The sequence below is a fragment of the Myxococcus sp. XM-1-1-1 genome (assembly GCF_020037095.1).
Classification (GTDB): domain Bacteria; phylum Myxococcota; class Myxococcia; order Myxococcales; family Myxococcaceae; genus Myxococcus; species Myxococcus fulvus.
Map to the genome: position 1 here is coordinate 1 of NZ_JAIQDH010000002.1, position 12,837 is coordinate 12,837.

A 12,837-nucleotide genomic window follows, 5' to 3' on the forward strand; every position below is an offset into this window, starting at 1 on the left:
CGGCTGAACTTGCCGGAGCCTGTGAGTGAGCGCGGTGGCGTGGGCCTCGCGGACACTGGCGCGGCTGAACTTGCCGGGGTCTATGAGTGAGCGCGGGGTGGCGTGGGCCTCGCGGACACTGGCGCGGCTGAACTTGCCGGGGCCTATGAGTGAGCGCGGGGTGGCGCGGGCCTCGCGGACACTGGCGCGGCTGAACTTGCCGGAGCCTATGAGTGAGCGCGGGGGGCGCGGGCCTCGCGGACACTGGCGCGGCTGAACTTGCCGGAGCCTGTGAGTGAGCGCGGTGGCGTGGGCCCATGGTTGCGCTGGCGCCGTTGGGTCGCGAGGGAGCTGGCGTGGGCCCGCCCTGCGCGCTATCAGCGCGGGACGTCATCGCCCGCGAGGCAGGGGTGGGACGGTGGCGAAGCCGGAGGGCGTGGGCGTCATGAGTCAGGTCATCGGGTTGCTGGGCACGTGTCTGGTGTTGGGCGTGCTGGCCCGCAGGAGCGGGAAGTTCCCGGAGGGCTCCGCGGGGCCGTTCAACACCTTCGTGCTGTACGTGGCGCTGCCCGCGCTGGTGCTGCGCGTGATGCACCGGCTGGAGTTCGTGCCGTCGCTGCTGGTGGCCGCGGTGGTGCCCTGGCTGTACTACCTCGCGGCGGGGCCGTTCTTCCGGTGGCTGGGGCCGAAGCTGGGGCTGTCCAAGGAGTCCGTGGCCGCGCTGGTGCTGACGGGCGGCCTGGGCAACACGGCCTTCGTGGGCCTGCCGATGGCGGAGGCCCTGCTGGGCGCGGAGGGGCTCGCCGTGGCGGTGGTGGTGGATCAGCTCGGCTCGTTCCTGGTGCTGTCCACGCTCGCGACGCTGGCGGCGGCGAGGGCGAGCGCGGAGGTGGCGCTGCCCCTGGGCGCGCTCGCGAAGAAGGTGGCGACCTTCCCGCCGTTCGTGGCGCTGGTGCTGGCGCTGCTCCTGCGCCCCGTGGGCTACCCCGTCTGGGTGGACTCCGTGCTGGAGCGGCTGGGCGCGCTCCTGACGCCGCTGGCGCTGTTCTCCGTGGGCCTGCAGCTTCGACTGTCCGGGGTGAAGGCGCGGCTGCCGGCGCTGTCCCTGGGCCTGCTCTACAAGCTGGTGCTGGTGCCGGGCGTGGTGATGCTGGGCCTGTGGGCCCTGCCCGGCCTGTCGCCCATGGTGGTGCAGGCCACGGTGCTCCAGGCGGCGATGGCGCCCATGGTGAGCGCGGCGATTCTGGCCGCCGAGCACCGCCTGGACCCGGAGCTGGCGGTGCTGATGGTGGGCGTGGGCATCCCCCTGTCCTTCGTCACCGCGCCGGTGATGCTGTGGTTGGTGCGCTGAGTCATCCTCGGGGGGAGGTGAGCGGGCGTCTGGTCTGCCCGCCTGCTCTGCGGGCGGGTGCGCGGACGGCTCACTGACGTGTAGCCGCAGCTCCCCTATCTTCCGTCATGGCCGAGCAACCACCGAAGGCTTCCGGGGCACCCGGAGGAGACCCGAGGCGGATGGAAGTGCGGCGCTCCGTGGCGGAGCTGGGCGCGCGCACCTACGCCATCCAACTTCTCACCGACGCAGGCATCCCGTTCCTCGTGGGTGGGGCCTACGCCTTCGCCCACTACACGGGCCTCTACCGCGACACGAAGGACCTGGACCTCTTCCTGCATCGCAAGGACGGGGACCGCGCCGTGGAGATGCTCGCGCGCCACGAGTGGCGCACCGAGAGCGAGGTCCACGGCTGGCTGCACAAGGCCTTCTGGGAGGACTTCCTCGTCGACCTCATCTACGGCTCCGGCAACGGCTTCACCGCCGTGGATGACGCGTGGTTCGAGCACGCGGTGCCGGCCCAGGTGCTGGGCTGTCCGTGCCGTGTCCCGCCCGCGGAGGAGATCTTCTGGAGCAAGGCCTTCGTCCTCGAGCGCGAGCGCTTCGACGGCCATGAGCTCACCCACCTGCTGCTCAAGGCGGGGCCCACGTTCGACTGGCAGCGCCTGCTGCGCCGCTTCGACCGGTACTGGGAGGTGCTGCTCTCGCACCTGCTCTTCTTCCGCTTCGCCTACCCGTCCGACCGCGCCACCGTGCCGGAGTGGTTGATGCGCGAGCTGCTCTCGCGCGCGAACGGCTCCGTGGACGCCGGCAACTGGCAGGAGCGCATCTGCCGGGGGCGCATCCTGTCCAAGGTCAGCTACCAGGTGGACGTGGACGAGTGGGGCTTCCAGGACGGGCACAGCTGGGACAGGGAGGAGCGCCAGCGCGAGGCGGACTCCGTCGCGAGCGGCGAGGCGCCGGGCCTGCACGGGCCCCACTGAGCGCCCTCACTCGGGGGGCTCCACGTCCCACCGTGCGAGCCCCCGAGTCGTGGGCCCATGTGCCTTCCGGGCTCACGGCCCTACCTTGCTTCCAGTGTCCCTTCGCGAACAAGGCAGGTGTCCCGTGGCCCGTTCCCCGTCAGGACCCCGACGCGCGCTCGGCCGCTTCGGCGCGGTGCTGCTGTCCCTCGGCGTCGTCGCGCCCGCGAGCGCGCAGCTCGCCACCTCCCAGCGCTCGGGGCCCATCCGCCTGCAGGTGGGCGACCAGTCCCTCGCCATCTCCCTGGGCAAGGAGCGCCTGAGCGGTGGCGGCTTCGACCTGCGCCGCACGGGTGCGTCCTTCCGTGGCCAGCTTCGCGGCGGCGACGTGGAGCTGGGCTGGCGACGGGGCCCCATCGTGGGGCGCGTGGGCGTGGAGGACACGCGCCTGGAGCTGTCGCGCTTCTCCTCCGAGCAGGGCATGCGCGTGGACGGTGAGCTGTCCAACTGGCCCACCTCGCTGGTCTTCTCGCCCGTGGGCATCTCCGGGGACGTGGGCGGGTGCAGCTACTCGCTGACGGTGGCGGGGGGCCGCTACACCGGGTGGCGCACCTGTCAGCCGGACCTGGAGGGCGAGCCGACCGCCGTCACGCTGAGCCTGCCGGAGACGGTGCTCGCGCTCGACACCGCGGAGCAGGCCGCACTCCTGTCGCTGCTGCTCTCCGCGAAGGGGCTGCCACCCGCCCCGCCGCGCGAGGCGCCCGCGAACACCGGGCGCACGCTGGAGGGGCCTGGCCTGAACGAGACACCTCGGCGTTGAGGTGGGCCCGGTGCGGGCCGGTCGAGCCGCTCCGCGCGGAATCGTGCAATCCAGATGCATCCGTCATGGTGAGTCACGTGGCACTCGCGGGAGTCTCCGCGCGGCCCGTGCTTCAATCCCTGACTTCCGCTCGCGCACGTCGGCGCGTGGATGGGCATGCGGGCCCATCCCTGGCGGAAGAAGGAGTCCCACCATGAAGCTGTGCCTGGGTGTGTTGTCGGCCCTTGTCGTGTCCGGCCTCTTTGCCTGCGGTGGCACCGGAGCCGTGGAGCCGGAGGAGGATTCGCTGGGGCAGATTTCGAGCGCGGTCGTCTGTTCGACGACGTGTCCGAACGGCTCGACGGTGACGTGCGAGGGCACGACGTGCAACACCTATCCGGGGGAGTCCGTGGAGTGCGACGGGCTGCACAACATCTGCCTCCCCACGATTCCCAGCGTCTGCCTGTCGCCCAACAGCGCCTGCTCGTACCTGGCGGGACGCACCTGCTCACCGGTGGGCGGCACGCGCTCGTGCTGCATCAACCGCCGCGCGGGCAACTGCTACTGCATGCCGACGGGCCAGTGGGCGTGTAGCGCGTCCTGAGTCGTCGGCAGGTGGATGCGTCGAGCCCGCTCTCGGGCTCGACGCGAAAGAAAGACTTCAGGCGGTGGCGGTCGCGCCGAAGGACAGCTCCACGCCGTTGTCCTTCACGCGCATGCGCGGCTTGGACAACCAGTGGCAGTGCGCGCAGTAGCTGTTCGCGCCGGAGGGAGTGGCGCGCACGCTCACCGCTCCGCCGCAGAGCACGCAGCCGTCGGGAAGGACGAATTCGGCGAATCGCTCGCCGAGGTTGCTCTCGATTTCGGTCATGTCCCACAAGTAACGCAGGAATCGCGCGGCACAAGCAGACCGCACCAGGCCACCCGCATCCTCCTGGCCCTCCCCCCGCAAGAGGCAGGCGGACAGGCGAGCGCACCTGCATTCCTTACGGGCTCGGACGCGAGTGACGTCCTGACGACATCGCAACCCCCGGCTCCGACGTGGCGCGACTGGCACGTGGATTGATCTGCCCCGCGCCGGGAACACGAGAGGGGGAGGGCATGGGTGGTGTGGAGCGTGTGGATGTGCGCGAGGAGAAGAAGGGGTGGGGCGTCGAGGTCGTCACCTCGGACGGCGAGGTGAGGCGCTACCGGTACGCGAGCGAGGCGCAGGCGCGCTACTTCGCGGCCATCTTCGAGCTCGGCCCCCGGGTGTGGCCGCCCGTGCGACGGGGGAAGGCCCGGAAGGCCGCCTGAGGAACCCTCGTGCCCGGGCGTGGGGAGCCGGGCACCGTGGCTTCCCACTACCCTTGGGGCCGGGTTTCGGAGAGGCTTGTGCCATGAGCGACGCGAGCAAGAACTTCCTCCACCGCCCGAACCGGGAGCACATCACCCAGGAGCCGGACCCCGCGGGCCGCTGGAGCACGCAGTTTCCGGACATGATTGGCTACCGCAGCCAGGGTGGCGGCAAGGTGCCGGCGGACTTCGGCTGGAACACCAGCCCCAAGCAGTGGCAGGAGGAGCTGACGCCGCAGACGCTGGCGGAGCGCTTCAACGAGCTGCGCGTGCTGCCGCCGAAGCCCGAGGCGCCCGCGCTGCCCGCCGACACGCAGCCGAAGTAGTCAGCTGAAGGGCAGGGCCGCCAGGCGCTCGCGGAAGCGCTCGAGCAGGCCCCATGAGCCCGCCTCGTCCAGCCCCTCGGCGGCCTCCTGACGCGCCTTGCGCAGGAAGCCGTCGAAGGGCGTCGAGCGGCCGTAGAGCGCCGCCGCCGTGTCCACCGCGTCCGCCAGCACGCGCGCCGCGCCCTGCGAGCCGAGCGTCAGGTGCATCTCCGCCTGCTCCAGCTTCGCGCCGCACGACGCCCACAGCTCGCGGTCATGCACCGTGAGCCACGTGCGCGTCACCTCGTCCATCGCCTCGTCGAGGAAGCCGAGGAACGGTTCGACCAGCTCCGGCAGCGCCTCCGCGGGAAGCTCGCTCCTGCCCGCGGCCTCCTGGATGCGCGCGCGCAGCGTCAGCACGTGCTGCTTCTGCGGCGTGCGCAGCGCCACCGAGGCGGGCAGGGTGATGAACGCCGACAGGCTCTCGGCCGCCTGCCTCGCCAAGGTGGGCCGTGACGGCGCCTCCGCCTTGGCCGCGCGCTCCAGTCTCCCCTGCAGCGAGCGGCGCAGGTCCGCCGCCGCCGCGCGCAGGGCCGCGCGGGCGCCCACCTGGTGCACGTAGCCGGGCACCACGTCCTCGCGCCGCACGTCCTCGAAGGCCGCGGCCGTCAGGTAGACGAGGTCGCCGATGCGCACGCGGAAGTCCGCGCGGAAGGCCTGCAGCTTCGCCATCAGCGTCCACTGGTCGCTGACCACCTCGGGTCGCCGCATCTGCTGGCCCAGCTCCGACACGCGCTTGGACAGCCGCTCCGCGATGGCGTGCAGCACCGTCTCCACCTCCTGCGCCAGCCGCTCGTCGGAGCTGGCCGGGGGAGGTGCCCAGCCGCCGTCCGAGGCGCCTCGCGTGGGCGGCGGGGGGAACTCGTGGTGGATGGCGGTGACGAGCTGGTTGACGCCCACCAGCGTGTCGCCGATGGCGGGCGCCATCGTCTCCCACAGGGCCAGGTCCGCGCCGCCCTCGGGCTCCACCGTGGTGGGCTCGTACTTCGCGATGCTCAGGTGCCCCAGCCGGTCGATGGCCACCGCCGCCGCGCGGTGCACGCGCTCCAGCCGGTCCGCCAGGTGTCGGTCCGTGAGCGAATGCAGCAGCGCCTCCAGGCGGGAGGGCAGGGCATCCTGGGGAACACGGGGCGCGCGGGGCTTGGGTGGCGACACGGGCATGGAGCGCTCGACGCTACCGCATGGGTGCCGTGTACGCGAAAACGGACGCTGGGAACGGTTTGGGGGTTTCCCGGCGTACAGTAGGGACTCGGGGAGGATGCATGACAGAGCGGTTGCGACGCCGTCCATGGCTGACGGGGGGCCTGGTGGCGTTCCTGCTGGTGGGCCTGTGGGCCTTCACGGCGTGGGACGTGTGCGTGTCCACGTGGATGCTGCGAGGCGTGAAGCTCGCGCGCTGTCCGGTGGGGACGCTGCGTCAGACGGTGAGCCTGGGTGCGCAGGGACTCGGTCGGAACCTCCCTGGCGAGGTCTTCGCGTGGGCGGATGCGCACGGCATCGACTCGCGGGGCGAGCGGATGACGGCGCGGGTGCGGCGCGGCTCGGTGTCGCTGTTCCTGGTGGATGCCGAGGGCAAAGAGACGCCGCTGACGCCCGAGAAGGACGGCCCCTGGAAGCGCGACGGCGGCGAGGTGTCGCGGGCCACGGTGAAGCTGCCCGACGTGCCGGATGGTGACTACCGGCTGAGCGCCCGGCTCTCCACGCCATTGGGCGAGGACACGGTGGAGATACCGCTGCCGCTCTATGCGCCCGCGGTGGCGCACGTGCTGACGGACCGGCCGCTGTACGAGCCCGGCAACGAGGTGCGTTTCCGCGCGGTGGCGCTGCGCGCGAAGGACCTGGCGCCGCTGGATGGGCGGCCCGGGACGTGGTTCTTGAAGGACCCCTCGGGTGAGGTGGTGCTCGAGGAGCGTGCCCCCGCGGGGCCGTGGGGCGTCGTCGCGGGAGGCTTCCCGCTGGACCGGGGCGCGCCCACGGGAGCGTGGACGGTGGAGTGGGCGAGCGGCGAGACGGTGGCCCGCGCGCAGTTCACGGTGAAGCCGTTCACCCTGCCGCGCTTCCGCGTGGAGGCGCAGAGCCCCCGCCCCTACTGGCGCGCGGGCGACGTGCCCCAGGTGGAGGGACAGGTGGTGTACGCGTCCGGCGCGCCGGTGGCGGACGCGGAGGTGGAGCTGTCGTGGGACGTCTCGGGCGCGTGGCCGCCGCCCCCCGAGTGGGGCACGGGCGGGCTGCCAGGCCAGGCGCGTACGGACAAGGCGGGCCGCTTCCAGGTGACGCTGCCGCGCGTGCCGGAGGACCTGCGGGGCCAGGCGCGGCTGTCCGCGAGCGTGGTGGCCAAGGACGCGGCGGGGGACCGCGTCGCGAGCGGCGTGTCGTTGCTGCTGTCCGAGGACGCGCTCGCGGTGTCGTCGGTGACGGAGCTGGAGGACGGGCTGGTGGAGGGCTTCAGCAACCGCGTGTACCTGCGCGCCACCACGCCGGACGGGCGGGTGCTGCCGGGCGCGGAGCTGACGGTGACGCGCGCGTGGGACTCCCAGGACGAGGGCGTCCGGGGCGTGACGGACGAGGACGGCGTGGCCGCGTTCCAGCTGGACCCGGGCCCGCCCGTCAACGTGGTGGTGCCGCCGATGCCGGTGCGCCGCCCGCCGCCGGCGCCGTCGGTGACGCTGACGGAGGTGCGCAGCCTCCTGGAGGAGGACGGCGAGGAGTCGCTCCAGGACCGCGTCGCGGTGGAGGCCTGGCTGCCCGCGCTCCTCCCGTGCGCGCGCTTCGTGCTGCCGGAGGACCCGGTGCGCGAGGTGCCGCTGGCCGTGCGCGTGGGCATGGGCGGCGCGGTGGTGGACGTGGTGGGCGCGAACGACGCGCTGTCCCGGTGTCTGGCCCAGGCGGTGCGCACGCGTGCGCTGCCGGCGGGGCGTGAGCGGATGCTGGCCCTGAGCCTCGAGGTGCAGGACCCGGGGCTGCCGTGGGTGGAGCTGGCGGTGCATCCGGCCTTCGGCACCGCGACGGCGTTGATGGACTCGCTGGGCACGGCGGCCCGGGATGCGCGCGCCTGTGTGTCCCCGACGCAGTCCACGAGCAGCCCCTTCCCGATGTCGCTCACCTGGAGGTTGGGCGCGAAGGGCGCGCTGACGACGTCCTGGTCCTCGCGGCCGTGGGTGAAGAGCGAGCTGGGGGCGTCCACGGTGGCGTGCATCCAGGAGCGCTTCTCGCGGCTGAAGGCCTCCGCGTCCGCCTTCGGCTCCGGTGAGGACGCGGGGCTGGAGGCGATGGGCATCGCCGAGCTCACCGTCCACCCCGCCGGAGGTGAGGGGGAGGACGACGGCGAGGGACAGGCCACCACCTTCCTGGGCTACGAGCTGAAGGTGGTCGCGACGGTGGAGGGCAAGCCGGTGGGTGACACGAAGTGGCTGCTGCGCCCCGCGCGCCTGCCGCCCTTCCGCCTGCGCGCGACGCCGGTGCTGGCGCGCGGTGGCGACGAGGTGCGCATCGACCTGATGCGCGGTCCGTCCTTCCAGGGGAAGCTGCCCGAGGAGCTGCGGCTCCAGGCCGGCAAGCAGACGCTGGTGACGAAGCTGGAGAAGGGCGCCACCTCGGCGCGCTTCCGGCTGCCGGACGACTTCGAGGGCTGGGCGGAGGCCGAGTGGGCGGGGACGCGGGCGCGGGTGTACGTGGCGCCGCGCGCGCGGCTGTCCGTGGAGGTGTCGCCGGAGAAGCCGGCGTATGCGCCCGGGGACCTGGCGCGGCTGCTGGTGCGCACGCGGGTGGATGGCAAGGACGGCCCGGCGGCGGTGGGCCTGGTCGGCGTGGACGAGACGCTGGGGCAGTTGGTGCCGCTGCCGGGGGGCGACGCGCTGGCGAGCCTGCGTCCCGCGCCGGCGGTGTCCTCGCCCGCCTTCGGGGTGCTGGATGGCGTGGCGCTGGCGCAGGGCCGCATCCGCGGCTCCAACGCGGCCGCCGCGGCGCTGCTGCGGGTCAGCTCGGTGCCCACGCTGGTGGACACGGAGACGCGGGTGCGGGGCCTGCAGGTGGGCGAGTTCGACCCGGACGTGGAGCTGACCGAGCCCTTCTACACGGTGCTCGGGGAGCTGCACGCGCGGGTGCGTGAGTGGGAGGAGAAGGCGCCCGAGGGCGAGACGCTGGCGCCCGAGGGCCTGGCGAAGCTGTGGGCCCAGGCGCTGTCGGCGTGCGAGGCGCGCGGGGAGAAGGTGACGGATGCGTATGGCCAGCGGCTGCGGTTGTCGCGGCTGCCCCAGGCGCTGCTGGAGCTGACGGACCCGCGCGCGGTGGTGTCGCGCGGGACGCGGCTGCCGGAGGACGTGGAGAACTGGAACGCGTGGGTTGCCCGGGAGGCGCCATGAAGCGCACGGTCATCGTCGGAGTGGTGTGCTTCATCGCGGGCGTGGTGGCGGTGTTCGGGGCGCTCTTCGCCGCGCGGCCGCTGATGGGCATGTCGGCGGACGCGCTGAGCGGCTCGGCCGAGCCGGAGATGATGGTGAGGCTTCAGTCGCCGATGAAGGCCCAGGCCGCCCCGGCGCCCATGGAGGCGTTGGCCGAGCCGGTGATGGAGGAGGTGGAGGGCGGTGCCCCGGGCGCCGTGGCCGTCGGCGGCCTGGACGATGCCTTCGGCGCGAAGAAGAAGGGCGCCTCGCGAGGGGGCCCGATGAAGGATGAGGCCTCGCCCCAGGCCGAGGGCGCGCCGAGCCGCGCGTGGTTCCCCGAGACGTTCCTCTTCGAGCCGCTGGTGCTGACGGACGACTCCGGCGCCGCGACGCTGCCGGTGCGCGTGCCGGACCGGCTCACCCGCTGGCGGGTGCTGGCGCTGGCGCACTCTCGCTCGGGCGCGCAGGCCGGCGCGGTGACGAGCTTCGCGGGCACGCTGCCCACGTACGTGGACCCGGTGGTGCCGGCCTTCCTGCGCGCGGGGGACAGCGCGCGGGTGCCGGTGCAGGTGGTGAACACCACGGAGTCCGTCGTGGAGGCGCCGCTGAAGGTGGCCGCGACGGGCGCGGTGGTGGAGGGCGGCCTTCGCACCGTGCGCGTGCCGGCCCGGGGCAGCGTGGTGGAGTACGTGACGGTGCGCGTCTCGGGCCCCGGGCCCGTCGCGGTGCGCGCGTCGCTGGGGGACGCGGACAGCGTCGAGCGGCCCCTGGATGTCTGGCCCACGGGGCGGCCGGTGGTGCAGACGCGCAGCGGCACGCTGGCCACGCCGCGCACCCTGTCGCTCACCGGCCCCGCGGACGCGCAGGAGGGCAGTGAGCGCGTGCGGCTGCAGGTGTACCCGGGCGGCCTCGGCGTGCTGCGCTCGGAGCTGTCGTCGGCGGGCGCGCGCGAGAGCGTGGAGGACGTGGCGCACGCGCTGCTGCTCGCGGGCAAGGCGCCCGAGCTGCTCACGGCGCTGGGCGAGCCCGACGCGGCGAAGGTGGTGCGCTCCGCGCTCTCGCCGAGCCAGGGCCGGGTGGCGATGCCTCCGGAGTCCTCGGGAGGGCTGGTGGACGCGGAGTCGATTCGTGTCCTGGTGGCGCGGGCCACGCAGCGCGCGTTGAGGATGTCGCGCACGCCGGACGTGGCGACGGGGACGCTGCTGGTGGAGGGCGCGCTCGCGCATCCGGACAACCCGGTGCTGGCGCGGCTGGGCGAGCGGCTCGCGGGCTGGGTGGCGCAGGCGCAGCGGCCGGACGGCACGTGCCAGGGCGGTGATGGCTGGACGCTGCAGCGGCTGCTGGTGGCCACGGCGGACTGCGCTCGCGCGGTGGTGGCGGCGTCGGGGAGCCCCGCGGGACAGCGGCGCGCCTCGCGCTTCACGGCGCTGGCGGAGGGCGCGCTGGAGCGCAACCGGGCGCACGTGAAGGACGGCTACACGGCGGCGGCGCTGCTGTCGAGCGGCGTCGTGAAGGGCTCGCTGCGGGAGGCCCTGCGGGCGCAGGTGCGCGACGCGCTGAAGAAGCGCGAGGACGGCGCCGTGTACCTGCCGGTGGAGTCCGGCGTGGTGGCGGCCAACGGCCAGTCCCCCACCGAGGCGGAGGCCACGGCGCTCGCGGTGCTGGGCCTGGAAGGAGACCCCCAGGCGCCCCTGGCGGACCTGGGCGCGTCGCTGCTGTCCGGCTACGCGCCGTCGACGGGCTGGGGCAGCGGCCGCGCGAACCGGCTGGCGCTGCGGGCCGTGGTGGCGCTCTTCAAGGAGCCGCTGCCCGCGCGGGTGAGGGTGGTGCTGGAGCGCGACGGCCAGGCGGTGACGGAGGGCACCTACGACGCGAAGGCGCTGCGCGAGGTGCTGGTGATGGAGGCCCCGGCGACGGGCTCGGCCGGAGCGCACGCGTGGACGGTGCGCGCGGAGCCGGCGGTGCCGGGGCTGGGCTTCGCGCTGGCGCTGTCCGCCGCGGTGCCGTGGGCGAAGGAGGACGCGCGAGGGCTGGAGCTGGCGGTGGTCTCGTCCCAGGAGGCGAAGGTGGGCCAGCCGGTGGAGGTGACGGTGCAGGCGACCACGCCCTCGGGGCTCGCGCTGGAGCTGCGGCACGGCCTGCCGGCGGGGGCACAGGTGGACGCGGCGAGCCTGGATGCCCTGGTGGCCTCTGGCAGCGTGTCCTCGTGGACGTCCGAGGACGGCGCGGTGACGTTGAAGCTGCCGCCGCGCGGTCCGGGGGCACCCTTCCAGGCGCGCTTCCGTGTCATCCCCACGCTGGGGGGCACGCTCCAGACGGGCGCGTCGTCGCTGCGCGTGGAGGCTCGGCCGGACCTGGTCTCCTACGTACCTCCCGCCACCTGGGCGGTGCGCTGAGACCGGTGTCCGCGTGGACTCCCGGCCCCGGGCCCCAGGGGCTGGGGCTGGGGGGTGGGGTGTCCTGCCAGCCGGTGGGGCCCTGCACGTCAGGGCATGCGGGCTGCTTCCACTGGGAATCCCGTCGCGCCGTGCGGAGAATACGGAAGCGTCACGGCGGCGGCGGCGGGCCGGGGCAGGCCTCGTCAGCGGTTCTTCACGGGTGGCACCATGGAGCTCGACGGCGCGGAGAGAGACGAGTTGCTGCTGGCGCTGCTGGGGGCCTTCCCCTCGGTGGAGGAGCTGCGTCGGGTGGTGGCCAATGTCTGTCACCGGGACTTGGAGTTGCTCGTGCCCAGGGGAGGCCCGAGGGAGCGGGCGTCGGGGCTCATCCTCCGCGCGGAGTCGGAGGGGTGGACGCGCGAGCTGGTGACGGGCATGCACGGCGCCCAGCCGCGCCATCCCCGTCTGAATCGCTTCATGCAGGGCTACCTCGCGTCGGTGCAGCGCAGCGTCCCGCGTCGCAGCCTGGAGCGCATCGTCGGCCCGACGTGGGAGCAGGGCGCCGCGGACGGGTGGCGCAAGCGCCTGTCCGCCATCGAGCGGCGCGTGTGTCGGGTGGAGCCCGTGGTGGGGGCCTCGCTGGGCACGGGCTTCCTGGTGTCGCGCGACGTGGTGCTCACCAACTTCCATGTCATCGAGAACCGGCTGTTGGAGTCCTTGCGCGTGCGCTTCGACCACAAGGTGCTGCCGGACCGGACGCTCCTGCAGCCGGGCAGGCAGTACGTGGTGAAGCGCTGCATCGCGCGCAGTCCGTACAGCCCCGCGGACCTGATGCACCCGCGCCCGAGGGAGGCGATGGTGAGCGAGCTCGACTACGCCTTCCTCCAGGTGGAGGGCTCGCCCGGTGACGAGCAGGTGGAGGACGCGCCGCGGGGCTGGTTGGAGTTGCCCGAGGAGCCGACGCCCATCATCCCTGGCCAGCTGGCGCTCATCGTCCAGCACCCGGAGGGGCAGCCGATGAGCGTGGCGCTGGACGAGTTCCTGGGCGTCAACGCCTCGCGCACGCGGGTGTCCTATCGGACGTCCACGAGCCCGGGCTCCTCGGGGGCGCCCTGCTTCACGCAGGAGCTGCGGCTCGTCGCGCTGCATCACAGCGGTGGGCCGCGCATGCCGTCCGCTACTGGTCACAACGAGGGCATCCCCACGGACACCATCCGCCGCGGGCTGTCGCCGGAGGTGAAGGCGCTGCTCGGCTGGACGTGAGGGCGGGTGTGAACTGGAGGCGGGGGGCGCGCCTGCTATCGTCG

General features: G+C 73.6%; 11 protein-coding genes. 9 read left to right on the top strand and 2 right to left on the bottom strand.

Translation table 11 applies throughout. The features are described 5' to 3' along the window. The first annotated feature begins 424 nt into the window (after nucleotides 1–424). The 4 genes from K8640_RS04125 (at nucleotide 425) to K8640_RS04140 (ending at nucleotide 3,674) form a co-directional block, all read left to right on the top strand. Entirely contained in the window at nucleotides 425–1,330 is a 906-nt protein-coding gene (locus K8640_RS04125) for an AEC family transporter (protein ID WP_223745875.1), read from the top strand. Between the two features lie 161 nt (nucleotides 1,331–1,491). Beyond that, a complete protein-coding gene (locus K8640_RS04130; RefSeq protein ID WP_223745876.1) occupies nucleotides 1,492–2,292 on the top strand; it encodes a nucleotidyltransferase family protein in 801 nt (266 codons plus the stop codon). 124 nt (nucleotides 2,293–2,416) lie between these two features. After that, nucleotides 2,417–3,091, top strand: coding sequence for a hypothetical protein (locus K8640_RS04135; RefSeq protein ID WP_223745877.1), 675 nt, complete (start codon nucleotides 2,417–2,419; stop codon nucleotides 3,089–3,091). 193 nt (nucleotides 3,092–3,284) lie between these two features. Then, entirely contained in the window at nucleotides 3,285–3,674 is a 390-nt protein-coding gene (locus tag K8640_RS04140; protein WP_223745878.1) for a hypothetical protein, read from the top strand. 57 nt (nucleotides 3,675–3,731) lie between these two features. Here K8640_RS04140 and K8640_RS04145 read toward each other — a convergent pair whose 3' ends face one another. Further along, entirely contained in the window at nucleotides 3,732–3,941 is a 210-nt protein-coding gene (locus K8640_RS04145) for a hypothetical protein (protein ID WP_141332979.1), read from the bottom strand. Nucleotides 3,942–4,171: 230 nt separating this feature from the next. Between K8640_RS04145 and K8640_RS04150 the strand changes: the two genes are divergently transcribed. Continuing rightward, complete coding sequence (locus tag K8640_RS04150) at nucleotides 4,172–4,366, top strand: hypothetical protein (RefSeq protein WP_046710946.1); 195 nt, start codon at nucleotides 4,172–4,174, stop codon at nucleotides 4,364–4,366. 83 nt (nucleotides 4,367–4,449) lie between these two features. Continuing rightward, nucleotides 4,450–4,731 (top strand): hypothetical protein, encoded by a 282-nt coding sequence (locus K8640_RS04155; protein ID WP_141332980.1) that lies wholly within the window; start codon nucleotides 4,450–4,452, stop codon nucleotides 4,729–4,731. Here K8640_RS04155 and K8640_RS04160 read toward each other — a convergent pair whose 3' ends face one another. After that, nucleotides 4,732–5,925: a hypothetical protein gene (locus K8640_RS04160; protein ID WP_370640321.1), complete on the bottom strand. Its 1,194-nt coding sequence runs from the start codon at nucleotides 5,923–5,925 to the stop codon at nucleotides 4,732–4,734. It abuts the gene before it with no gap. Between the two features lie 107 nt (nucleotides 5,926–6,032). On the opposite strand from K8640_RS04160, the gene K8640_RS04165 reads away from it, so the two are divergent. The 3 genes from K8640_RS04165 to K8640_RS04175 all read left to right on the top strand — a co-directional run bounded on the left by K8640_RS04165 (nucleotide 6,033) and on the right by K8640_RS04175 (nucleotide 12,793). Then, nucleotides 6,033–9,131, top strand: coding sequence for an MG2 domain-containing protein (locus K8640_RS04165; protein ID WP_223745880.1), 3,099 nt, complete (start codon nucleotides 6,033–6,035; stop codon nucleotides 9,129–9,131). Continuing rightward, nucleotides 9,128–11,548 (top strand): alpha-2-macroglobulin family protein, encoded by a 2,421-nt coding sequence (locus K8640_RS04170; protein ID WP_223745881.1) that lies wholly within the window; start codon nucleotides 9,128–9,130, stop codon nucleotides 11,546–11,548. The genes K8640_RS04165 and K8640_RS04170 overlap by 4 nt, the downstream gene beginning before the upstream one ends. 210 nt (nucleotides 11,549–11,758) lie before the next feature. Beyond that, complete coding sequence (locus K8640_RS04175) at nucleotides 11,759–12,793, top strand: trypsin-like peptidase domain-containing protein (RefSeq protein WP_223745882.1); 1,035 nt, start codon at nucleotides 11,759–11,761, stop codon at nucleotides 12,791–12,793. The last annotated feature ends 44 nt before the right edge of the window (nucleotides 12,794–12,837 follow it).